The sequence below is a fragment of the Bacillus sp. SA1-12 genome (genome assembly GCF_000981385.1).
Lineage (GTDB): Bacteria > Bacillota > Bacilli > Bacillales > Bacillaceae > Metabacillus.
The window spans coordinates 1-23,893 of record NZ_LATZ01000030.1 but is presented as its reverse complement, the minus strand read 5'-3'; the positions used below and the strand labels follow the sequence as shown (position 1 = coordinate 23,893).

Annotated in this window: 19 protein-coding genes and 1 pseudogene; 18 read left to right on the top strand and 2 right to left on the bottom strand. The window is 37.4% G+C overall.

Annotated features, from left to right (window positions below; translation table 11 throughout):
- Nucleotides 1-33: 33 nt before the first annotated feature.
- The 16 genes and pseudogenes from frlD to WQ54_RS34290 all read left to right on the top strand — a co-directional run bounded on the left by frlD (nt 34) and on the right by WQ54_RS34290 (nt 19,242).
- A pseudogene (frlD, locus tag WQ54_RS15590) lies at nt 34-840 on the top strand (fructoselysine 6-kinase).
- A gap of 44 nt (nt 841-884) precedes the next feature.
- Nucleotides 885-1,736 (top strand): amidohydrolase family protein, encoded by an 852-nt coding sequence (locus WQ54_RS15585; RefSeq protein ID WP_046585257.1) that lies wholly within the window; start codon nt 885-887, stop codon nt 1,734-1,736.
- Between the two features lie 8 nt (nt 1,737-1,744).
- A complete protein-coding gene (locus WQ54_RS15580) occupies nt 1,745-2,173 on the top strand; it encodes a secondary thiamine-phosphate synthase enzyme YjbQ (RefSeq protein ID WP_046585256.1) in 429 nt (142 codons plus the stop codon).
- Nucleotides 2,174-2,334: 161 nt separating this feature from the next.
- Nucleotides 2,335-3,612 (top strand): ABC transporter substrate-binding protein, encoded by a 1,278-nt coding sequence (locus tag WQ54_RS15575; RefSeq protein ID WP_046585254.1) that lies wholly within the window; start codon nt 2,335-2,337, stop codon nt 3,610-3,612.
- Between the two features lie 76 nt (nt 3,613-3,688).
- Nucleotides 3,689-4,564 (top strand): carbohydrate ABC transporter permease, encoded by an 876-nt coding sequence (locus tag WQ54_RS15570; protein ID WP_046585252.1) that lies wholly within the window; start codon nt 3,689-3,691, stop codon nt 4,562-4,564.
- Between the two features lie 4 nt (nt 4,565-4,568).
- Nucleotides 4,569-5,462, top strand: coding sequence for a carbohydrate ABC transporter permease (locus tag WQ54_RS15565; protein WP_084822098.1), 894 nt, complete (start codon nt 4,569-4,571; stop codon nt 5,460-5,462).
- 135 nt (nt 5,463-5,597) lie between these two features.
- On the top strand, nt 5,598-6,611 hold the full coding sequence (locus WQ54_RS15560) for an SIS domain-containing protein (protein ID WP_046585250.1): 1,014 nt from the start codon (nt 5,598-5,600) through the stop codon (nt 6,609-6,611).
- 102 nt (nt 6,612-6,713) lie between these two features.
- Nucleotides 6,714-7,556, top strand: a complete 843-nt coding sequence (locus tag WQ54_RS15555; RefSeq protein WP_046585248.1) for a PfkB family carbohydrate kinase — start codon at nt 6,714-6,716, stop codon at nt 7,554-7,556.
- A 709-nt stretch (nt 7,557-8,265) separates the two neighbouring features.
- Nucleotides 8,266-9,753, top strand: coding sequence for a DHA2 family efflux MFS transporter permease subunit (locus tag WQ54_RS15550; RefSeq protein WP_052737814.1), 1,488 nt, complete (start codon nt 8,266-8,268; stop codon nt 9,751-9,753).
- Nucleotides 9,754-10,232: 479 nt separating this feature from the next.
- Nucleotides 10,233-11,054, top strand: a complete 822-nt coding sequence (locus WQ54_RS15545) for a GNAT family N-acetyltransferase (protein WP_046585246.1) — start codon at nt 10,233-10,235, stop codon at nt 11,052-11,054.
- 619 nt (nt 11,055-11,673) lie between these two features.
- On the top strand, nt 11,674-13,008 hold the full coding sequence (locus WQ54_RS15540; protein ID WP_046585244.1) for a HAMP domain-containing sensor histidine kinase: 1,335 nt from the start codon (nt 11,674-11,676) through the stop codon (nt 13,006-13,008).
- Nucleotides 12,989-13,597, top strand: coding sequence for a response regulator (locus WQ54_RS15535; protein WP_046585242.1), 609 nt, complete (start codon nt 12,989-12,991; stop codon nt 13,595-13,597). Before WQ54_RS15540 ends, WQ54_RS15535 begins: the two co-directional genes overlap by 20 nt.
- Before the next feature lie 544 nt (nt 13,598-14,141).
- Complete coding sequence (locus tag WQ54_RS15530; RefSeq protein ID WP_046585241.1) at nt 14,142-15,410, top strand: cation:dicarboxylate symporter family transporter; 1,269 nt, start codon at nt 14,142-14,144, stop codon at nt 15,408-15,410.
- A gap of 182 nt (nt 15,411-15,592) precedes the next feature.
- Nucleotides 15,593-17,674: a gamma-glutamyltransferase gene (gene ggt, locus WQ54_RS15525; protein WP_046585239.1), complete on the top strand. Its 2,082-nt coding sequence runs from the start codon at nt 15,593-15,595 to the stop codon at nt 17,672-17,674.
- 44 nt (nt 17,675-17,718) lie between these two features.
- Entirely contained in the window at nt 17,719-19,017 is a 1,299-nt protein-coding gene (locus WQ54_RS15520; RefSeq protein ID WP_046585237.1) for a Glu/Leu/Phe/Val dehydrogenase, read from the top strand.
- Between the two features lie 63 nt (nt 19,018-19,080).
- Entirely contained in the window at nt 19,081-19,242 is a 162-nt protein-coding gene (locus WQ54_RS34290) for a hypothetical protein (RefSeq protein WP_197089604.1), read from the top strand.
- A 364-nt stretch (nt 19,243-19,606) separates the two neighbouring features.
- Here the strand turns inward: WQ54_RS34290 and WQ54_RS33650 are convergent, their stop codons facing one another.
- On the bottom strand, nt 19,607-19,750 hold the full coding sequence (locus tag WQ54_RS33650; RefSeq protein WP_156177973.1) for a hypothetical protein: 144 nt from the start codon (nt 19,748-19,750) through the stop codon (nt 19,607-19,609).
- A 450-nt stretch (nt 19,751-20,200) separates the two neighbouring features.
- Here WQ54_RS33650 and WQ54_RS15515 point away from each other — a divergent pair, with 450 nt between their 5' ends.
- Complete coding sequence (locus WQ54_RS15515) at nt 20,201-21,508, top strand: cell wall-binding repeat-containing protein (RefSeq protein WP_046585236.1); 1,308 nt, start codon at nt 20,201-20,203, stop codon at nt 21,506-21,508.
- A gap of 500 nt (nt 21,509-22,008) precedes the next feature.
- Here the strand turns inward: WQ54_RS15515 and WQ54_RS33645 are convergent, their stop codons facing one another.
- Nucleotides 22,009-22,170: a hypothetical protein gene (locus WQ54_RS33645; protein ID WP_156177972.1), complete on the bottom strand. Its 162-nt coding sequence runs from the start codon at nt 22,168-22,170 to the stop codon at nt 22,009-22,011.
- Between the two features lie 453 nt (nt 22,171-22,623).
- Between WQ54_RS33645 and WQ54_RS15510 the strand changes: the two genes are divergently transcribed.
- Complete coding sequence (locus WQ54_RS15510; protein ID WP_046585234.1) at nt 22,624-23,073, top strand: DUF1569 domain-containing protein; 450 nt, start codon at nt 22,624-22,626, stop codon at nt 23,071-23,073.
- Nucleotides 23,074-23,893 lie beyond the last annotated feature (820 nt).

Here is a 23,893-nt window from a genome sequence, read left to right as displayed (position 1 = left end):
AAGGTGAGGATAAAAGAAAAAGGCAATACTAACATGACATATACAAGGGGGAGTCAAATGAAAATAGCCGCAGTTGGCTTTAATTGTATCGACATTTACGAAAATCTCCAACGATCATACCCAACCGGAAACGGAATCGATTTTGTCATACACATGAGCCGTTTCGGCCTTCAAACCTCAGTTGTGAGTGTAGTTGGAGATGATCACTATGGTGAGATGATGATCGAAACATTGCGAAACGAAGGGATTGATCTATCACATCTTCGTGTTGTGAAGGGGAATACAGCCATTATTAAAATGCAGCTAAACGGCAATGACCGGGTACATGGTGAACTAATCGAAGGGGTCATGAAGGACTTTTCGCTTACAAGTGATGATCTAGAATTTCTCAAGGAGTTTGAAATTGTCCATACCGATTTATTCGGAAAGGTCATTGACCATCTTCCTGTCATTCGCAAGAACGGCAGCAAGATCATCTTTGATTTTTCAACCTACCATCACAATCCAGAGGTCAAAGACATTCTTCCACATGTCGACTATGCCTTTTTCTCCTACGATCAGCATGATGAATATATCGAAAACATTATGAAAAAAGCAAAACTTCTAGGCCCAACACTTGTAACAGTTACCTTAGGTTAGAATGGAAGTCTATCCTATGATGGCTCAACCTTTTATAAAGAAGTCGCAAAAGAAGTGGAAGTTGTAAACACAGTTGGTGCTGGAGATTCCTTTATTGCCGGCTTTATGTATGGTGTGATAAATGGTTTTAGTGTACAGGATTGTTTAAAAAAAGGTGCCAACACAGCAGCAGAGGTAATTACAAAATTTGAACCCTATTAAAAGATGTTTTTAGTACCTTTACTAGATTGAAAGGGGAATGTCATATGGTCATAGATGTACATACACATCCGATTTTCTTCGAAGGGATTTGTGAGGATGAGGAGGCTTTAGCGTTTCGGAAGGAGCAGTTTGGCATTTTTAAGCAGTCTCCGCAGTCCATTGAGCAAATCCTTGTCGGAATGGATTATGGCGGTATTGATAAGTCGGTCTTGCTTCCTGAGGATCTTACAACGATTTCTGGTGGTCATGTTGTTTCAAATGAAGAGATTAAGAAACTTGTAGATATGGTGCCTGATCGATTCATCGGCTTTGCCAGTGTGGACCCGCATCGTGAGGATGCACTTGATGTCCTTGAGTATGCGTTTAAAGATCTTGGGCTGAGGGGGCTAAAGCTGCACCCATCGAAACAGGTGTTTTATCCAGGTGATGAACAATTAAGACCGATTTATGAAAAATGCATTGAGTACAATAAGCCGATTCTGTTTCATGCCGGGATGAGCTGGGAGCCGAATGCCTTGGTGAAATATTCACAGCCAATTCATTTTGAGGAAGTTGCTTACCATTATCCGGAATTAAGAATCTGCTTAGCCCATTTCGGCTGGCCATGGATTCATGAAACGATCATGCTGATGCTGAAATATCCCAATGTCTATACCGATACATCGATGCTGTATATGGATACGGCGAAGGATTTTTATGAACAGGTTTTTACCCGTAATATGGGGCCGTTATGGATTGATCGCAACCTGAAGGACCAAGTGATGTTCGGCTCGAATACACCCCGATTCCGTGCCAATCGCTTAAAGCCTGCGCTAGAAAGCATCCCGATGAGGAAGTCTACATTAGACAAGATTTTAGGGGAAAACGCTGAAAAATTCTTAGGGCTGAAAGGATAGATGATTAAATGGTGAACTTAACAAATATCGTTTTACTGACCCAGAAAGAGTTTCAGTTAATCAAAATTACCGAAACGGTCCGGCAATTTGTAGCAGAATCTGGCATACAAAACGGATTAGTCTCCGTCATCACCGCACATACCACAACAGGCATTATGGTGAACGAAGGGCTCGATTGCTTGGAAATTGATATTGAAGAAACCCTTGATCGGCTGATTCCAAAGGATGAACCCTATGCCCATGCGCATTTTCTGCCATCCTACGGAGCCACTGGAAGCAATGCACCAGGTCATTTAAAGTCCATGCTATCAGGGAATAACTGCATGCTGCCTGTTCAAAATGGCGAAATGATTTTCGGGCATGCTCAGGATATTTACTTAGCTGAGTTTGATGGACCGCAAAGCAGGAAGGTTTATATTCAGGTCATTGGCGAGTAGATTTCGATGAATAGGAAGATCTATACACCAGATTAATACGTTATATAACGTTACAAATACTGGAAAGGGGGGATCTTTCCGAACAAACTCTTTGATAACCAGATAATGTAAGCGTTTGAATAACTGGTTTATATGATTAATGATTTCAAGGGGGAAATGTCATGAAGCGTAATTGGGGAATTATACTGAATCTTTTATTGGTTTTGTCATTGGTCGTTGGCTGTTCATCCAGTTCTTCTTCCTCAGGTGATTCGAAAGATGCAGATGGAAAGGTCACCTTAACGTTTTTACACAGATGGCCAAATGAACCGTATAAGACGTTTTATAACGAGGTTATTGCGCAATTTGAAAAAGAAAACCCGACTATCAAAATCGATCAAGTGACAGCGTTGAATGATGAATACAAACAGAAAATCAATGTTATTTTAGGGAATAACAATCCGCCGGACATATTCTTTACGTGGGTCGGAGAATACGGCGATAAGTTCATTCGCGAAAACATTGCTTTAGACATTACCAAGTATTTTGAAGAAGACAAAGCGTGGTCAGAACAGCTCATGGCCACAAAGCCCTTCACCTCTGAAGGAAAACATTTCGGTGTGCCGCTTTATACAGATTCAAAGGTGTTTTACTACAACAAAGAAATCTTTGCAAAATACAATGTAACACCGCCAGCGACTTGGATGGAGTTTATCGATCTATTAGAAACTTTAAAAGAAAAGGGTGAAACCCCAATTTTATTAGGAAACAAATTCCCATGGGCCGGGGGACATTATATTACCTCTTTGAATCAGCGCATGGTGAAGCCGGAAACATTAGCAAAGGATAACACGTTTGGTGAAAGCGAGTTTACGGATCCGATGTATGTCGAGGCCTTAAAGAAGTTGGATGAGCTGCAGCCCTATTTTAATGAGAATACAAACTCATTGGACCATGAGGAAGCAAGGAACTTCTTCCTAAATGGTGAATCCGCAATGATTTTTCTCGAAACATTTGAAGCACCTTTTCTTGAGGAAGCCGAGTTTGAGTATGATACGTTTAAATTCCCGACCGTTGAGGGAGGGGAAGGAACCCAAACAGGAATCATCGGTGCACCAGAGGGCTTTATGGTGTCGAAAGCCTCTAAACACCCAGATGAAGCAATGAAATTCTTGAAATTCTTAACATCAAAACAAATCGGTGAAAAGCTGATGAAAGAAGCAGGCATGCCAAGTGCGGTTAAAGGCGCAGTGAATGAAAACACAGCAACAGAGATGGAGATTAAGCTAACCAATATGATTGCCGAAACAGATGATATTTTAAACTGGTTAGATAATTCGATTGATTCAAGAATTGCGAAGCCATATATCGAAGGTGTTCAGCAAATGCATTCAGGAACAGCCACTCCTGAGCAGGTCATGGAGCAGGTTCAGGCGGCAGCCAAATCGATTAAAAAATAGGTGAACTAATTTGTGTTGGCTAGTGTTTAAGCTAGCCGGCACGACCCTTAAATCTATTTGTAAAGGAATGTCTCATATGATCCAAAAACGAGTGTTTCAATACCTGTATATAGCCCCGGCTTTTCTTTTACTCCTTCTTTTTGTTTATTATCCGATCATCAATAATTTCTGGTTAAGCTTTTTTGAGTGGAGTCCATTTTCACCTGAAAAAGCATTTATTAATATCGAAAACTACTCTCGTCTTTTTCAAGATCCTATTTTTTATACAGCGTTAAAGAATAACATCGTCTTTGTCATTACATCTGTCGTTTTCCAGGTCATTGGCGGTTTAATCCTGGCTGCGATTCTTGAGGACGTGATTTTTAGAAGATTTTCGACGTTCTTAAGAACGGTTTACTTTCTCCCTGTGCTTATTTCGATGGCAGTGATCGGGATTCTTTTTCAATATATCTACAATCCTGAGATCGGATTGCTCAATGCCTTTTTAAAGCTGATCGGATTAGAATCCTGGGCAACAGGCTGGCTAGGAAACCATGAAACCGCGATGTTTGCGGTGATCGCTGTTTCGCAATGGCAAAATATTGGCTGGGCGGCGATGCTTTATATTCTGGCTCTGCAAAAGATTCCTCAGGAGTTATATGAGGCGGCAACCATTGATGGGGCGAACAGAATCCAGCGTTTCCTGCATGTAACCGTGCCGCAGTCGAAGGAAATGATCTTTGTAATGTCCGTCTACACCATTACGGGATCCTTTTTAGTCTTTAGTGAAGTATTCGTGTTAACCGTTGGAGGTCCGGCAAATGCTACCCAAGTATTTAGTACGTATTTATATCAAAAAGCATTTATTGATAGCGAATTAGGCTATGCTTCAGCGATAGCGAACGTCATGTTAATCATCACGCTTATTTTCTACTTATTCCAAGCAAAACTATTTAAAACAGGGGAGGAGTGAGGACATGAGTAATCTTCAACACCAATCAACTGATTTACAGGTGAATCCAACGATTCTTGCAAAAAAGAAACGGATAAATGCCACTTCAATCGGGGCTTTCTTCGTCTCGATCCTCTTGTTTCTCTATTTTGTTGCGATTGCCTATCCGTTATTTTGGATGGTCATTAATTCATTTAAAGATACAAAATCTATTTTTACGAGCAGCTGGGCCATGCCTGAAACCTGGCTTGTTTCAAACTATGTGGAAGCATGGAGCATCGGGGTATCTACCTATTTCTTAAACAGTGTCATTGTCACTTCATTAACCTGTCTTCTCACCGTTTTATGTGGGGCGCTATGTGCTTACGCGTTAGCGAGATTCCATTTAAAAGGAGAAAAGCTTTTTCTATTGTTTGTTTCTGCAGGGTTAATGTTTGCTCCACAGGTCGCGCTGATTCCGCTTTATGAATTAACACAAAGTCTTGGAATCTATGATACGTACTGGGCGCTTGTGCTTCCATTTGTCGCTTATCGCTTGCCGTTATCCATTCTCATTATACGCGCCTTTTTCCTCTCGATTCCAAAGGAGCTGGAGGAAGCTGCCCGTATCGATGGGTGCAATAGCTTTCAGATTTTCTATATAATTTTCCTGCCGATCAGTAAGCCAGTTATTTTTACGACGATTATTTTGGCAGCATACTTTGCCTGGAATGAGATCCTGTTTTCGGTCATCTTCATCCAGAGTGAAGAGGTTAAACCAATTACTGCCGGGCTGTTAGTGTTTCGTGATGCCTTACGAACTGATTGGGGCGTATTAATGGCAGGGCTTGTTATGTCAGCCATACCGCTTATCTTATTGTTTATTTTCACGCAAAAGTATTTTATTAGAGGTTTAGCTGCTGGAAGTATAAAGGGATAACGACAATGGGAGCAGAATCAGGCTCTCTTTGGTAAAAAATAGTTGACTCTATCTATCAGGAGGTATACATTATACATAACGTATTATAATGTATTATAACCTTTTTTTGAAAAATTCGAGGTGGGAGTGAGAGAAATGTTAAAGTTTGATCAGGAAAAATACTTACAGGTGACAAGAGGGGCAGCAACACTTAGATGCGAGATTGAAGAGGTTGTTGAGAAAGTGAGTCAGCAAGATTACAAGAATCTCTTTTTACTAGGATCAGGCGGCGCTGTTGCGACATTTTATCCGTTTGAATTTATGATCAAGTCCACTTCATCCATCCCGGTTTATGCCGAAATTGCTGCTGAATTTACCGTGATGAATCATCAGCAATTAACCAAAGAATCATTGGTCATCCTCTCATCGCTTTCAGGGACAACAGAAGAGACGGTTGCAGCTGCGAACTATTGCAAAGAGCGAGGGGCCACAACGATCGGAATCACTGGAGAATACCATAAGCCTTTAGCAGAAATCGTTGATTATCCACTCGTAAATTATGCAGAAAACGACTTTGCCGGTGACTCAAATCAATTGATTCTCTATTTCCTCATTTTTAACTTGATGCATAAGAAAGGAGACTTCCCAAGCTATCAGGCATTTGCCGAACAATTAGAAGCACTTCCAGAGGTATTATTAAATGTGAAAACCGAAGCCGAATCAAAAGCAAACGAGTTTGCAGTAACCTATAAAGATGAACCCTATCACATTTTAGTCGGAGCCGGAAATACTTGGGGACGGGCTTACTCCTATGCGATGTGTGTCCTGGAAGAAATGCAATGGATCAAAACAAAATCGATTCATGCCGCTGAATTCTTCCATGGAACATTAGAAATTGTCGAGGAAGACACAAGCATGATACTGCTAAAGGGTGAGGATGAAACACGCCCGCTGATGGCACGGGTCGAACGCTTTGCCGAGAAATACACGAAAAAGCTCACAGTATTTGATACGAAAGATTACGAGTTAAAGGGAATTGTCCCTGAGTTTCGAAAATATCTATCACCAATTGTCACCTCAACTGTACTTCAGCGAGTGAGCGTTCATTTGGAGGATCAACGCAACCATTCCTTAGAAACGAGGAGATATTATCGTAAGGTTGCTTATTAATAGGAATATATCGTTTTAATAGAATCTTATTTACTTTTGACCAGTTTCTGCATTATGCTTATGACAATTTAGATAGAGAAGTTGAGAGGGGTTTGGGTGAAGATGAAGTTAATTGCTGTTGGTGACAATGTGGTTGATTATTATGAGGATCGTGGAGAAATGTTTCCAGGAGGAAATGCACTAAATGTGGCGGTGTATTGGCGACAAAACGGAGTTCAGGATGTTTCTTATATCGGAATTGTCGGCAATGACGAAGAAGGCGATCACATTATTGATTCATTAATAAAGGAAGATATTAATGTGCCACGTGTAAGAAGAGCGATCGGTCCATCAGGAGTGGCGGTTGTCAGCTTGGATGAACATGGGGACCGCAAGTTTGTTGGTTCAAATAGGGGAGGAGTTCAGTCCCTTCTTAAGCTTACATTCCCTGATTCTGAGTTAGAGTACATCGGCAGCCATACCCTGCTCCATACAAGCGTATTTAGTCGTTTGGAAAGTGAGCTTCCTATGCTAAAAAAGCATATTTTGCTATCATTTGATTTTTCAACCACCTATGATGAGGCATACCTGGCCCAAGTCTGTCCGCACCTTACATTTGCGATTTTCTCCGGCGGTGATTTAACGAGAAACGAATGTGAAGAGCTCATCAATAAGGTACATAAATTGGGCACGAGAAATGTCCTCGTCACCAGAGGGGAAGAGGGTGCGCTATTTTCTGACACTCACCAGTTATATGAACAAGGCATTGTCGAGACAGAAGTGATTGATACTTTAGGAGCAGGGGATACATTTGTCGCGATCTTTTTAAAAGAGTATGTACAAAATCCTGATCCAACACAAGCAATGGCCAGGGCAGCGGTCGCAGCTGCGGAAACATGCAAACGATTTGGTGCGTTTGGGTATGGTAAGAAGAAAACGATCCGGGATATTCCGCTTTATAAATGAGATTAAGTGTGTTAATAGATAAAATAATTAGTGAGAAACTAAGTGGGAAAAGAATTTTTAGTTCTTTTCCCATCTTCCCAACAGCTCCGTTGAAAATCCTTTTTTGCTTGAGTGTGATAGATTTTATCGCAAAAAGGTTAAGGATCTAACAAGTCCTCTAAAAGTTTCCCTAAATAGTAGTCAAGTGAATTCTTTACAACATCCTTAACTACAAATTGAAGCATGAATCTTGATTAAGATTCAGCTCCTAAAGGATTATTTCCCTCACAAAACCAAAAGTCTTATTAGCAACTTCAATCAATTTTCCCCTGAAAAACAACAATCTACTTACTTTCAAATTGATCACATCGGAATTGTCAGAATAAATAGTGAAGAAAGATATTGTGTATAAAATTGGATTTATTTAGTAAACAATATATTTTTTAAGATCATAAATCACATCATGTTTTGATTGGCAGAATCTACTTAATGTGATAACATTAATGCGAATATTTGTTCTGTATAGTGGCAAGTATAAAAGAATAATGACGGAAAGTTTTCTTGAACAGACAACGAAATTACGGTAATTCCAAACAACTTTACTGCGAATTTGTATGAGAGAGAAATGTTCAATCACACCAAATGTTCTGAATGAACGGTAAAATCGTTTGACTTTCCTAAGGCAATAACATGTTGAATTGGCATTTCGCAATTCGAAAGGAGAAAGAATTTGAAAAATCAAAATGAATCGACTCAAAACGGAGGGACATTTGGAAGCAAAGCTAACTTTTTGTTGGTCATGATTATGATTCTAGGTGTGTTTGTAGCCATTTTGAATGAAACGTTACTTAACGTAGCACTGACAAAAATTATGGATGAATTTGGAATCGCACCGAGTACTGCACAATGGTTGTCTACTGGATACCTCCTTGTTATAGGTGTTCTTATTCCAGTCACCGCTTATTTAATTCAGCGGTTCACGACAAGAACTTTGTTCCTTGGGGCTATGGGATTGTTTACAGTGGGGACATTTGTTGCGGCTATCGCACCAGGGATCGAAGTACTCATTTTCGGAAGACTGCTGCAAGCTGCGGGTACCGGGCTGCTCTTTCCTTTACTAACCAATGTGGTATTCTCCATCGTACCTCTTGAAAAAAGGGGTTCGGCAATGGGGACAATTGGAATTGTCATTACGTTTGCTCCAGCGATTGGACCCACTCTATCAGGGATCATTGTCGAGCATTTCAGCTGGAGGGTTCTCTTTTACGGAGTTCTTCCCATCGCATTGTTTGTTATGATATTTGCATATGTGATGCTCAAAAACGTGACAGAGACGACGAAACCGAAGATTGATCCGATATCGCTTCTCCTTTCAACCTTAGGCTTTGGGGGGATTGTGTATGGATTCAGCAGTTCTGGTGAAGGACATGGGGGTTGGACGAGTAATGAAGTCCTAGTTCCAATAGCAATCGGCGTTGTTTCTTTAGTCCTGTTTACTTGGAGACAATTGACGATTTCAGAGCCGTTGCTGGATTTAAGAACATTTAAATACACCATTTTTAGAATGTCGACGCTGATCATGATGATTGTCATGATGGCGATGTTTTCAGCGATGATGCTGCTGCCGATTTTTCTTCAGAATGCGTTAGGTTACAGTCCGTTGCAGGCAGGTTTGATTATGCTGCCAGGCGGTATTGTTATGGGGATTATGTCACCAATTACAGGCCGATTATTTGATAAATTTGGGGCTAAGTGGCTGGCGCTTATCGGATTAGGGTTGATCGCGAATACGCTTTGGCAATTTGCTTCTATTACATTGTCAACTCCGTATAGTACGATTATGATTTTCAATACGCTATTAATGTTGGGGATTTCAATGGTCATGATGCCGATCATGACAAACGCTTTGAACGAACTGCCGCCTCCGTTATATCCACATGGAACGGCTATTATCAGTACGCTTCAGCAGGTTGCCGGCGCTGTCGGGACAGCATTGCTTGTATCTATCATGACCAATCGTTCTACTCGTTTTATGGAAACAACGGTGATGAAGGAAGATGAGACGACATTACAAATCCTAGCAATGATTGCAGGAATGAAAAGCGCGTTTTTGCTTGCATTCGGACTAGTGGCCATTGCATGGATTGTCTCAATATTTATAAAACGGGCCGTTCCTCAAGAAAATAAACCGAAAATAAAGCAGGGTACTACGAGCTGACAAAGAGTTAACTCATTGTCAGGACAGGATGAAGACAGTTTTTAACTTCATTGGAAAATTAGCTGCAAAGGATCATGATCCTTTGTGCAATCAAAAGTTGTTTTAGCGGTATTGATTAAGCACATTGGGAGAACTCACAAGTAGTGGGCTGCATCGGATATTCCAAAAAAGGGTGCTTTATTGAAATGCTCCGCAAAAATAATCAAATAATTCAACTTGATATATACTCCAAAAGCTAAGTGTCAACCTAATAGAAGGTTGACACTTAGCTTTTATTTATCCTTCAAAACATTGGTGTAGACCTATGTGTAATCATATAAGTTTAATAAAACTCATGGAATAAGATTTATTAAATAGCAGGTTGGTTCTTTTTTCATCATTTGAAAAGGATATCAACTAAATCATATTGAATTCTCCTATTAGTGAGAAGGATAAGCAATATACAATTGAAAAACAATTCGTTAATAAAGGAGACATTTATGTTAACGACACAACAATTACAAGCTATTAAAAAACTACAAAAAGAGTGCGAAACTCAAGATAATGTACAACTGAAACTTAACTGGGATATGCTGGAAAATCGCGAATCTAATCAACTGGACTTTCTTCATTATGAAAATGATGAACTTGTCGCGTTTTTAGGGTTGTATTCTTTTGGGTCTACTGTTGAAGTGTGCGGAATGGTGAAACCAAGCGAACGACGAAAGGGACGATTCAGCCTTTTGTTCAAAAAAGGGATGGAAACAGCTAAACAAAACGGATACAAGAAAATCTTATTGAACGCACCTGCAGGGTCACATTCAGCAAAAGCTTTTTTGAATAAACAAGGTGCTGTTTATGCATTTACAGAACATCAAATGGATTGGCAAGAAAGCCCCCTAGAAACAGTAGAGGGTTTAACACTGCGAAAAGCAAATGTGGATGATTTAGACATGCGTGTACGTTTATCCGTTGAAGCGTTCGGTATGGGCAAAGAAGATGCCCTATCAATGGAAAGTTTGTTCGGGAGAGAGGAAGATACCGACATGTTAATGATTGATGTGAACGAAAAAACGGTAGGGAAAATTATTGTAAAACGAAAAGATGGGCAAGCTTGGATATATGGTTTTTCCATATTGCCAGAACATCAAGGCAAAGGAATTGGCAGAAACGTGTTGAAGCAAGTCATTAAAGATCAAATTTCAGATGGTTTTTCGGTACATTTAGAAGTTGAAACGAAAAATGACCATGCCCTGGGGTTATATCAAGCAGTAGGATTCAAAGCTATACATTCACAAGATTACTATACATATCAACTTTAATGGCAAGTCGATTTGACAAGCTTATTCTGGGGGGTAATTTGGACTCACTCCGACCAATTAGAAAGTGAAAATCACCATTATACACTCTAATAAAATACTGCCAAGTCTGAATTTGTTATTGAACTAAAGGACGGAATTCTGTAGTAAGGAAGGCGATTGGTTCTTATTCCAGAAAATGGCGCTTTTCTAGAGTAAGATCATTCTTTATGGACTGAACGGTAAAAACCGATCAGTCCATTTTTTATCAATAGGGTACATCATATTTCGAGAATCATAAACATTCACCTTAAAATTGGTGGATTTTTTTCTTGTTAAAAACTATCTCATATCAATTTTGTATAGTACCCATGTCAATAATTTGCACTTCCATACAAACTTCCAAAATGTAATAATTCAGGTAAGTTAAACGCTCTCAAAAAACGTATGTAGGGGGAAAATGGATGAAGTATAAAAAACGCTCAATCCAACCTAAACGTTAAAATATCCACTAATTCTAAAAATAATTTGTGGATATTTTAAGCAAAAAACAACGGAGATATTGTTTTATAATTAGCCCTTGACTATACTCAATTTAACAGTAATGTTCCAACACTCATCACTCTGAAAGGGTAATTTATGAATGAATAAGGCACTTAATTCAAAATTAATATGGCTGGGACTAGCTTTAATTTTTTTAGGGATTTCCATGCCGTACTGGTTGACTACAGAAAGTATAGGGATAGACACATTAATTAAACAAATGGAGCACAGTCCAAGCGGGAACTCCCTGCTAGTTACCGCCTTTTTATTAGTTACGCTTAATACAATCCGTGCACTTCCCTATTATCTGGGGGCCGTTTTACTAGGGGATCAGCTAGGGAAGAGATATCAGCGGAGTTGGCTCAAAATTGCCATTCCTCTTTTCCTTATTCCACTTAGGTATATTATTATTAATTTATCTGTTATACCAAACTATCATTTTGGAACTCCGGCTATCTTGATCATTTTATCTATTATTTTACTGCAGAAGCTGGAAAAAGGGAGATTAAGCCTATTTATGAAATCGCTTGTTCTCGTTCAGATCCTCTTCGGGGTACAATGGTTGGATGAGGTACCTTTTCTTACAGCTTACGGCTTTGGTCACGGGGCTGTTTCAACTAAAGTTAAGCAATTGGCGGTTCAAATTGGATTTGTTGAATCTCTTTCGTTATATTCACTAGTTCTATGTGCCATATTCCTTATCAATGCCGTGATTCTAACTGGATATCTCATTAGATGGAGAATTATTCAAGACCTTCATTTAGTAAAATTAGAGGCGCTTGAAGCCCGCTCAGACAGAGAAATGTTGAACTTGGTTCACGATCTAAAAACTCCGCTGGCATCCATTGAAGGACTCATTTCCCTCATTGATCTCCGTGTTCAAGATGAAAAAATAAAGGAATATTGTTCTAATGTTTCGATATCTATTCGTTCAATGAGTGAAATGATTTCTGAAATTTTGTGTGAATCCCGAAAAAACTGGTGTTCTTTAAAAGAGTTAATTGATTATGTTCATGCGAGTCGTTTGAGTGGTACTAACACTAAGGTAGATTTTCAATTGCCTGCTGAATCTGAAAAAATCCAACTTAGAATCAATAAAATCAGGATGACACGTGCCATAGTTAATTTGATTAATAATGCTTTTGACGCTATTGAGGGGCAAACTGAAGGAAAAGTGACTATACAGGCCAAGGTCTATGACAAACAGGTTTGGCTGGGGGTATCAGATAATGGAATAGGGATGTCGGAAGAGGAAAAAGAGAAGGCATGGAAAGCTGGGTACAGTACAAAACAGCATCCCGGTATTGGATTATCTTTTGTTCAACAAGTAGCAGAAGGACATGAGGGAACTGTTTTTATTGAGAGTAAAATTGGGAAGGGAACCACTGTTTGGATTTGTTTAGTAGGAGGTAATCATGAAAGTTTTGATTATTGATGATGATGAATCAGTTCGCTATATGCTGAATGAAATTTGTGATTTTGCAGGTTGGAAGGCAATCGTCTGCAGCAATGGAAAAGAAGGTGTAGCGCAATTTTTGGAAAAAGAAGTGGATGTCGTTCTTGTAGATTTTCATATGCCTGAAATGGATGGGTTGAAGACGGTGGATGAGATCCGAATGTTGAATGAAGAAGTTCCTATTCTCGTTTTAACAGTGGATGAACGACAGGAGATTGCTGATTGTTTTTTGGATAAGGGAGCAACGGATTTTGCACTTAAACCGATAAAAGCCCCTGACCTCATTTCTCGGATTAAACTACATAGACGTCTATTTGAGGCAACAATGAAGAAAAAAGATGAGGTTTTTGTAACAAAAGGAATGAGTCAAACGAGTTTATCTCATGTTTTAGAATTTTTACAATCTTGTAGTCAGCCCTGTGCGATTGATGAAATTATACAAGAAGTAGGCTTAGCTTATCCTACAGTTTATCGATGTTTAGTTCATTTAATCGAAAAAGAGAAAGTCCAAAAAATTGTTAGTTATCAAAAGATGGGGAGGCCTAAACATCTTTATCAATGGATATAAACGCTTTATTCTAAGCATAAATTTTGTCTGAAATCATTTAGACAAGATTTATGCTTTACTTTTTTTCTTTTTTTTCAGTTTTATATAAAAAGAACAATAGATATAATTTTCTTAATTTTAATAGATTGGAGATGATTAAGTATTTTTAGAACGAAAAAATGAAAAGGTTTTCAAAAGAGCGCTATTTAGTTCTTGAGTAAAAAGATTTTTTGAAGGATTCCAACTAATAATGAAATTGATGCAGAGGAGGGTTTGTCCAAATTTTATTACGTACGTCTTAACCACTTCTATTATTGTTTCCATTTAATTTTTTAATCTCTCCAGATTAAACGAAACTTTTATCAGCCATGAACTTTTTACAGCTAAGATCATGTTTCTTTAAAATTCTTTATACAATACAGGTGTTTGGAAAGGGTGAATCTGATTTATAGGGCGACTTTTTTTCTTATTTTCTCTGATGTTTATGGAAGAAACTCATAAAAAAACTAGAGATTATGATAGAAAACAAGTTTTATAAAATTCTTAAAAAGGCAGGGAGTATGGAGTGAAAAGAATAGGACTAGCATGGCAAATTTTAATAGGTTTAGTAGCAGGTATTATCGTAGGTGCTCTGTTTTATGGAGATCCAAAAGTAGCAGAGTTTTTACAGCCAATTGGCGATATCTTTATTCGTTTAATTAAGATGATCGTCATTCCAATTGTCATTTCAAGCTTAATCGTCGGTGTTGCCGGTGTTGGCGATATGAAAAAGCTTGGTAAACTCGGTGGTAAAACGATTTTATATTTTGAAATTATTACAACAATTGCCATTATCGTCGGATTGTTAGCGGCAAATATCTTTCAACCCGGAAGCGGCGTTAATATGTCATCCTTGCAGAAAACAGATATCGGCAGCTATGTAGAGACGTCCGAGGAAACAAAGAGTCATGGTTTTGCTGAAACCTTTGTAAATATCGTTCCTCCAAACATTGTCGCAGCGATGACAGAAGGAAACATGTTAGCAATTATTTTCTTCTCTGTTTTCTTTGGGCTTGGCCTAGCAGCGATAGGTGAAAAAGGAAAACCGGTTCTAAGATTTTTCGAGGGTACAGCGGAAGCCATGTTCTATGTGACAAACCAAATTATGAAATTTGCTCCATTTGGTGTATTTGCATTGATTGGTGTTACAGTATCAAAATTTGGCGTACAATCACTTATTCCATTAAGTAAGCTGATGATTCTGGTTTATGCGACGATGGCTTTCTTTGTATTAGTTGTTTTAGGACTTGTCGCAAGATGGGCGGGTATTAACATTATTCATTTTATTAAATTATTGAAAGATGAACTGATTCTTGCTTATTCGACAGCGAGCTCTGAAACAGTATTGCCAAGAATCATGACCAAAATGGAGAAACTTGGTTGTCCAAAAGGGATTGCTTCGTTTGTTATCCCGACAGGTTACTCATTTAATCTGGATGGTTCTACGTTATATCAAGCGTTAGCGGCCATCTTTATTGCCCAAATGTATGGCATTGAATTATCTATTGTTGATCAAATCTCTTTAGTACTTGTATTGATGGTTACATCTAAAGGAATCGCAGGGGTTCCTGGAGTATCATTCGTTGTACTATTAGCGACGCTTGGCACAGTCGGAATTCCTATAGAAGGACTAGCGTTTATTGCTGGTATTGACCGCCTTTTGGACATGGCAAGAACAGCTGTAAACGTTATAGGAAATTCATTAGCAGCAGTTGTTATCTCAAAATGGGAAGGTGAGTTTAATGTAAAAGGAAAAGTAGACTACATAAACCAAATAACTAATAAAATTTCTTGATATATTGATTTTTTCGTTGAAAACAAACCCTAGAAACGAAAAACATCTTATTGTTGAAGCTTAAGAGGAAAAACAACAAATAGTTTATTATTTAAGGAATTCTTTATATTACACTTTCTTGAAATTGCTTTGGGGTTTTTTATGAAGCTCTATCATTTTAAAAACGGAAAGGAGAACGATCTATGAAATATCTAAAGAGTTTTATTTTAGTTATTTTTAGTGTTTTATTTATGATTACGCCAGCTTTCGCAAGTGTTCCTGGAGTGGATGATTCTATGAAAAAAGGGGCAACGAAAGGAATAGTATCAGCTTCCCATCCATTAGCTGCTGAGGCGGGTAAAAAAATATTAGAACAAGGTGGAAATGCGGTCGATGCCGCAGCCGCTATTCAATTATCGTTAACTGTTGTTGAACCAATGATGTCGGGAATTGGCGGCGGCGGGTTTATGATGATTTATCGCAAAGATGAAAATAAAATAACGATGATCGATAGTCGTGAAGTAGCTCCAAAGAACGTAACACCTGAACTTTTTTTAGATGAAAATGGAAACCCAACTCCTTTTAGTGAACGTCATACAACTGGAAAAGCAGTAGCTGTTCCAGGAACGGTAAAAGGAGTTGAAACGGCTCTTGAGAAATATGGAACGAAGAACTTATCCGAAGTTATCGAACCATCTGTTGAACAAGCTGAAAAAGGTATTAAAGTTAACTGGTCAATGGCTCAGTATATTGATGAAAATGTAGAAAAACTTCAAAAATATCAAACAGCAGCCGACGTATTTGTTCCAAACGGTAAACCGTTAAAAGAAGGAGATATCCTTATTCAACCAGATCTGGCAAAGACGCTTAAGTTAATTCAACAACAAGGTTCTCAAGCGTTTTATACAGGTGAAATTGGGAAAGCACTTGTCAAAGAAGTGCAAAAGCGTGGAGGAACGATGACAACAGAAGATCTAGAAAACTATAAAGTGAAAGAACGAGAGCCTGTTAAATCAACTTATCGAGATTTTGAAGTTGTAAGTGCAGCTCCGCCAAGTTCAGGCGGTTTGACAGTTCAACAAATCTTGAAATTAATGGAAGGTTACGATGTACAAAAGATGGGAGTGAATTCACCGAAATATCTTCACCACTTACTAGAAGCAATGCATTTGGCTTATGCTGATCGAGCAGCTTATATGGCAGATGAAGACTTTTATGATGTACCAACAAAGGGACTTTTGGATGAAGAATATATAAAAGAAAGAAGAAAGCTTATTAATCCATATAAGGCTACTGCTGATGTTAAAGAAGGTGACCCATGGAAGTATGAAGGAAAGGAATCTTCTTCTCAAGTGACAGTAAAAGAAGAAAATCCAATCGGACAAACCACTCACTTCTCTGTAATGGATAAATGGGGAAATATGGTTTCTTATACGACAACGATTGAACAAGTATTTGGATCCGGCATCATGGTACCGAATTATGGATTCATGCTAAACAATGAAATGACAGATTTTGATGCGACACCGGGTGGTGTTAACCAAGTAGAGCCAGGAAAACGACCAAGAAGCAGCATGTCACCCACCTTTGTTTTAAAAGACGGGCAGCCGTTTATGGCCATTGGTTCTCCAGGCGGACCGACGATTATCGCATCAGTCGTTGAAACAATTATGAACGTTATCGATCATCAAATGCCAATTCAAGAAGCGATTTTAACACCTCGTATTTATTCAGGTGGATACCCGACTGTTAGATGGGAGCCAGGTATTGATCAGAATACAAGATTAGAATTGATGGCAAAAGGCCATGTGTTTGAAGAACAACCACAACATATTGGAAATGTGCAGGCGGTTATTTTTGATTATGAAAATGGCAAAATGTACGGAGGAGCCGATAATACAAGAGAGGGAACGGTTCTCGGTGTAGATGCCGTATCATATAAGTCAAAAGAGCCAAAAGAAATAAAAGAAGAGATAAAGGGACCGTTTACCTTAAAAGTAAATGGAGCAGTATATCCATATACAGCTGACCAAATGAAGATAATAGACGGAAAACCTTATATTCAATCAGATAAATTGCTGCTTGGTTTAGGTGTTATTGAATCAACGGATTTAATGATATACCAATCGAATAAAAAATCTTATTTACCTGTTATAAAAGTTGCAGAGTCATTAGGATATGAAGTGAACTGGAATGAAAGAGAGAAAGTTGTATTACTAGAAAAAGATGCATCTAATTCTGATAACCCAAATGATGATGAAGATGATGATATTATCACAAACTAATAGATGAAAAGAGAAAACAACTTGTATTTTAAGAGGTGTAGAGAATGAATGTGATAGCCCCTGCTAAAAATGATCAAATTCAAAAGTCAGACAATAAACTAAGTGAAACGTTGGGTTTATTTAATTCAACTCAGCTCATTATAAAGGAAGCGGTTCAGAAGTTAGGCTATAACGATGATGTGTATGAGTTGCTGAAGGAACCACTTAGAACAATCACGGTACGTATCCCGGTACGAATGGATAATGGTTCTATTAAAATTTTTACCGGCTACAGATCGCAACATAATGATGCAGTAGGTCCGACAAAAGGTGGCGTACGTTTTCACCCTGAGGTCAATGAATCAGAGGTAAAAGCATTATCTATTTGGATGACCTTAAAGTGCGGGATCGCAAATCTCCCTTACGGCGGTGGAAAAGGTGGCATTAATTGTGACCCAAGAAATTTGTCGTTTAGGGAACTGGAGAGATTAAGTCGTGGATATGTTCGTGCAATAAGCCAAATTGTAGGACCAACAAAAGATATTCCGGCACCTGATGTGTATACAAACTCTCAAATTATGGCATGGATGATGGATGAGTACAGTCGTCTTCGAGAATTCGATTCTCCAGGCTTTATTACGGGCAAGCCGCTTGTTTTAGGTGGGTCACACGGCCGTGAAGCGGCAACAGCTCGGGGTGTAACAATTTGTATTGAAGAAGCTGTAAAGAAAAAAGACATTGAATTACAAGGTGCAAGAATCATTATTCAAGGCTTTGGGAATGCAGGAAGTTTCCTGGCAAAATTCATGCATGATGCTGGAGCAAAGGTGATTGGTATTTCTGATGCACATGGTGCACTTTATGATTCAGAAGGGCTTGATATTGATTATTTGCTTGATCGACGTGATAGTTTTGGTACAGTAACAAATTTATTTACAGATGTGATCACGAATCAAGAATTGCTTGAAAAAGAATGTGACATTCTTGTACCAGCTGCTATCTCAAACCAGATTACAGCACAAAATGCCCATCAAATTAAAGCTTCGATTTTAGTGGAGGCAGCAAATGGGCCAACCACCCTTGAAGCCACCAAAATTTTGCATGAAAGAGGAGTCCTCCTTGTGCCGGATGTATTGGCAAGTGCAGGTGGTGTCACCGTTTCTTATTTTGAATGGGTTCAAAATAATCAAGGATATTATTGGCCAGAAGAAGAGGTGGCTGAAAAACTGCGAAAAGTCATGGTCGATTCCTTTAAAGCTATTTATAAAACATCACAGGCCCATCAAGTGGATATGCGTTTAGCGGCCTATATGGTTGGAATTAGAAAAACAGCTGAAGCTTCACGTTTAAGGGGTTGGGTATAAAATACAGATTTCTCATCATGCTGTCTGAAATTAAAAGAAATCTTTTATTGGAGGGAAATCTTCGTGTGGATCATTACTGTCCATTTAACGAACAATATAAAAATGTTTGAGTTTGACAATGTGAAAGAAGCAAAAGAAGCTTACGAGAGAATTCAAGGTTATAAAATCCTTACCGAAGTAATTTACTATAATAATTATAGTTTGGTTGAATCACAATCATTATAATCATCCTTAGTTAATACTTTGATGATTCTTTTAATTTAAATCAATTGCAAAAACCACTTCCAATAAAAAATAAGGGGAAGTGGTTTTTTGTGGTCGTAGATCGTTCGCGCTTTTTCTCCTCATGTTCGGATAACAATTATAGTTTCATCCAATACTTTATTAAAATAAGCTCTTGCAGCATCTAATGGAAGTTTATCTAAAACTTGATGAGGAAAAGATTAAATAGAATCTACATCTGCAAAACCTTGCTACTTAAGCCAGGTGAAAAAATCTTTATAGTCAATTAAATAATTTAAAAGGGTAGAGGAGGAGCGATAAATGTCTTCCATTGCTAAAGGTGTTTGTTGAGGAAATAGAGGGGATATCAATATTTAATACCTATAAATTTTATATCCCGTTTTCCCTCAACAACTTTCGTTAATTCTTTTATTTCTGTAACTGCTGCAAGAATGCTATTTGCTTTAATTACAATCTCATCAGAGTCAATGGTAAAGACAAATTTTTTCAATTGATACACCATCCTTTAAGAATATTTTTGTAAATCTAAAAAAAGTGGTACAAGGACTATCTAACACACAGGGGATTGTGAGAAGCTTTATCCTTGTACCTAAGAAGCGAATAGGAATACCTTGTATTCATAATAAGTTAGAAAGGTATAGTAATCTAATAAAATGTAAGATTTCCTTCCTGTGTTATATTGTCGAAAACACATATGGTTGTAACAAAATCTTCACAAGGTGTTCAAAATTAATAAGGCACATGGATAGTTTTAATATCAAATAGTCTAAAATCACATGACTTTTCCTTGTTTCTTACCTAAATCAGTCAAAGTTCAAACCAAAAAGCAAGGGAAAAATAATAATAGAATTATAGTCCATAATTACTATTAAATATTGTAAACATTCCACAATCTGGTATATAATTTTTAAGCGGACAAATTTACTAGGGAGGGAATAAATTGAAGAAATTGTTTAAGATTGGAACACTAGCTGTATTAACTGGATCACTTTTGTTTTCTGCCGTTCAAGAAACTGAAGCAACTGGTAATTATACACGAGTTTCTGGTTCGGATCGTTTAGCAACAGCTATTGAAATTTCCAAAAAAGGATGGCCTAGTGGTCTTGACGGAGAAAGAGTTGTTATTTTAGCACGAGCTGATAATCCTGCTGATGCTTTAAGTGCTGCAAGTTTATCTGGTGCTAAAAATGCTCCTATACTATTAACCTATCCAAATACGATTTCTACTAAAGTCCTAGATGAAATAAGAAGATTAAATACTGTAAAAGTGTATGTTCTCGGTGGAGAAAAAGCGATTAGCAATACTGTTGTTAATACTCTTAAATCAAAGGGATTAGAAGTTGAAAGGATATCTGGAAGTGAGAGATATCAAACTGCATACAATATTAACAGGGAAGCAGGTACAGATACCAATACACGAGCAATTGTTGCAAGTGGAACATCTGTAGCAGACGCATTATCTGCTTCAACTGATTCTGCAATAAATGGAGTACCAATTTACTTAGTAACAAAAGACACTATTCCTGTAAACATACCTTCAAACATTAAAAGTGTAAATATATATGGTGGAACAGGAGTAGTTAGTCAGAAGGTTGAAGATAGTCTAAGATCAAAAGGAATTTCAGTGAAAAGATATGCTGGAAAAGACCGTTATGATACAAATCGTTTAGCATTAGCTAATTTTCAACCTAATAACGCAATATTAGTACGTGGAACATCAGTAAGTACTGGAAAAGAGGATTATCCTGATTCTGTAGCAGCTTCAGGATTGGCTCATCGTAAGAATGCGGCTATTGTCCTTTCGCATAACACGAACTACTTACCAAATGTCAGAATCTTAGTTAACAAATTGGGAGTTTATAACGTATTTGTCCTTGGAGGTACATCTGCAATTAGTAATGCTTTAGTATCTGCTTATCAATCTAGTTATCCAGATCCGCTTGGAAAATTACAAATTACAAGCTTAGATTTAGATAAAGATAAAGTTGTTATTAAAAATGTCGATTCCAGGGATTTAAATTTAACTGGATGGAGATTGTTCAGTGCAGATGGAGGACAAACTTTTTACTTTCCAAATAATTATGTTTTAAAGAAAGGCTCATCAGTAACAATTGTTTCGGGAAGAGGAGCTACGCATAATCCACCTTCACAATTATTATGGACAAACGCTTATATATGGGAAAATGATGGAGATATAGCACGAGTTTATAATCCGTTAAATGGATTAGTTAGTGAAGTAAGAAAGTAAAAGGACACTATTTAAGTGTTCTTTTTTATTTTTGTTTTAGTGAATTTAGCTAGATAAACACACAAATTAAAAAATAAGATTGTTATAGAATCTCTCTTTTAATGAAGTCTTTAATATTTCTCTTGATTTCTTAACTTCCTCTTCATTATCTGTAAATGAATATTTAACTTTCACTCCATTTTTTCCTACAGCAGTATAACTTTTAACCTAATTTTTTTATTTTTGGTGTTGTTTTCTTTGTTGTTCATTTTTATCTTCATTTCATAATTAAGCTGTATCGTAACATAATACTTTTATCAGATTACCAATTTAGGCCCTAAAATTAGAAAGTGGTAAATAAGGGTGAGATAATAATAATGGAGGAAAGAAATTGCAAGCAGGGTGCAAGGTAGTTTGTTAGTTGTAAGATAGTAAACAATTTCGGGGAATTTAGAAATATTCTTGCACCCTAGTTATAATTATACTTAATTGTAAAATTTTATATAGTTACTAAATTACTATTAATACTTTACACCTTTAAATTTAATGAGTTTTGTTTTAGTCTTATCATTAGCTTTCACTTTTTGTGTTACTTGTTTAAAAGCATCTGTCATTCCTTTTGCGTTAATAATAAGATCACGTTCCATATTGTTTGTGTTGATAATGAAAACATATTGTTTCAAAAAATACACCCCTTCATTAGGTTTTTAACTATACAATTTAGGCCGAAAAAATACATTTTATTCCACATGGCTTGATCTATTTAAAAATTAAATAATAATACCCAACACGATGGTCAGGTATTTATGATTATTTTTTAGGTATAAGTTCATGGTGTACGACACTAAATTTAAGCAGCTTCCAGGGCATGAATTCGGGATGGAGCCGGACTCATGCATTTGTGAAATTACAAATGCTGTTGTTGATTATATAGATAGCTATAAAAAAAGAAACATTTAGTCCTTATCTATTCCATTATAGGGCCATTTAATAGAATAAGATTTTCGAACAGAATTGGGTTATTATGCTATTATTGTTATGAGGTTTTGGAAAAATTTGCTGTCTAATGAGGTAGAACAGAATAAATGGATTTTTTGTGGTGATGTAGAGGTATACCTGTAAAGAGAGGTGCACAAATGAAAAATATTTTTATTCAATTGCATTCAGAGGAAATTTTAAACCGTATTGACAAATTAAGCCCAAATTCAAAACCGCAATGGGGTAAAATGGATGTTGCCCAAATGCTGGCACATTGCTCATCCTTTCAAGACATTGCAATGGGAAGTTCTTTTCCTGCGAGGGGTTGGTTAGGGATATTAATAGGAAACTTTGTGAAACTAATTTTTTATAATGACAAGCCATTAGTCCAAAATATGTCTACAATTCCGACCATTTTGATTGTAGATGAAAAGAAATTTGAAACAGAGAAGGAAAAACTGAAACAAAAAATTATAACTTTCCAAAATAATGGTCCAGAGAAGTGTACGACTCATCCACATCCTTTTTTCGGTAAACTTACTTCCGAGCAATGGGGAAAAGGAATTTATAAGCACCTTGACCATCATTTAAAACAGTTTGGAGTTTAGTTAGTCTATAGAAACCTAAATAAAAGTTAACGGCTTAGAAATAAATATTCATCTTATTGTTAAAAAGAAAATAATTTCTTCAATGTAGTCTAGTGCTTTATTAGATAAATAAGTCATATTAGGATTATTTTTATATATTGTCATCACTTTTGAAAGTTCTAGAAATCTTGCAAAATAACAGCATTGTAAAGATCTTCTGGAATAAGGCGATTTTATTTAGGAACGCGTTTTTTTCGTGTATTGGGCCAGATTGTTGTGCGAAATGTTTCTAGCTTAAATTGGGAATGGTCACATTACCCAAGTAAAGGTTAGACAGTTCCTTCCGGAACTGAAGGATTATATCGAAGAATCAAATGGTGGGGTAACGCCCTGAAGGGTTCTCTCTTAGTCGAATAGCACTTGAATTAGTAAGAATAATAGTGTTATAAGCTCGGCGAAAAGGCGTGAGAATTTACCGTAACAGTTCGGCTGACGAAAGCCTACCCGAGGGGGTGGTGTAAATCATGATGCTTGAGTTGAATGAATATGGTGAGAATGCAAAAGAACCTAAAGTAAAAAGGTTAAGCTGACGAACTTCTGAATGTACGGGTCTAGACTGGCAATACATAGAAATGTGTATATCACCTAATGTGAGGTTAGCAGTGGATGAGTAAGAATGACAATTATGAAAGTCCATGATGTGTTACAGGCATAAGAACGGCTAACAGGCTTACAGGAAGCACCTAAGTTCATTCTATAATAGATATAATTCAACGTTGTAAGCTGATAACGTGGAGGACTTACTTTCTATGAAGCGTTGATAAGGAAAGCAATAATGAGA

Excerpts from the sequence above, each read along its gene's own strand:
- WQ54_RS15585 (WP_046585257.1), top strand. The coding sequence starts at position 885 with ATGGTCATAGATGTACATACACATCCGATTTTCTTCGAAGGGATTTGT.
- WQ54_RS15580 (WP_046585256.1), top strand. The coding sequence starts at position 1,745 with ATGGTGAACTTAACAAATATCGTTTTACTGACCCAGAAAGAGTTTCAG.
- WQ54_RS15575 (WP_046585254.1), top strand. The coding sequence starts at position 2,335 with ATGAAGCGTAATTGGGGAATTATACTGAATCTTTTATTGGTTTTGTCA.
- WQ54_RS15570 (WP_046585252.1), top strand. The coding sequence starts at position 3,689 with ATGATCCAAAAACGAGTGTTTCAATACCTGTATATAGCCCCGGCTTTT.
- WQ54_RS15565 (WP_084822098.1), top strand. The coding sequence starts at position 4,569 with ATGAGTAATCTTCAACACCAATCAACTGATTTACAGGTGAATCCAACG.
- WQ54_RS15560 (WP_046585250.1), top strand. The coding sequence starts at position 5,598 with ATGTTAAAGTTTGATCAGGAAAAATACTTACAGGTGACAAGAGGGGCA.
- WQ54_RS15555 (WP_046585248.1), top strand. The coding sequence starts at position 6,714 with ATGAAGTTAATTGCTGTTGGTGACAATGTGGTTGATTATTATGAGGAT.
- WQ54_RS15545 (WP_046585246.1), top strand. The coding sequence starts at position 10,233 with ATGTTAACGACACAACAATTACAAGCTATTAAAAAACTACAAAAAGAG.
- WQ54_RS15540 (WP_046585244.1), top strand. The coding sequence starts at position 11,674 with ATGAATAAGGCACTTAATTCAAAATTAATATGGCTGGGACTAGCTTTA.
- WQ54_RS15535 (WP_046585242.1), top strand. The coding sequence starts at position 12,989 with ATGAAAGTTTTGATTATTGATGATGATGAATCAGTTCGCTATATGCTG.
- ggt (WP_046585239.1), top strand. The coding sequence starts at position 15,593 with ATGAAATATCTAAAGAGTTTTATTTTAGTTATTTTTAGTGTTTTATTT.
- WQ54_RS15520 (WP_046585237.1), top strand. The coding sequence starts at position 17,719 with ATGAATGTGATAGCCCCTGCTAAAAATGATCAAATTCAAAAGTCAGAC.
- WQ54_RS15510 (WP_046585234.1), top strand. The coding sequence starts at position 22,624 with ATGAAAAATATTTTTATTCAATTGCATTCAGAGGAAATTTTAAACCGT.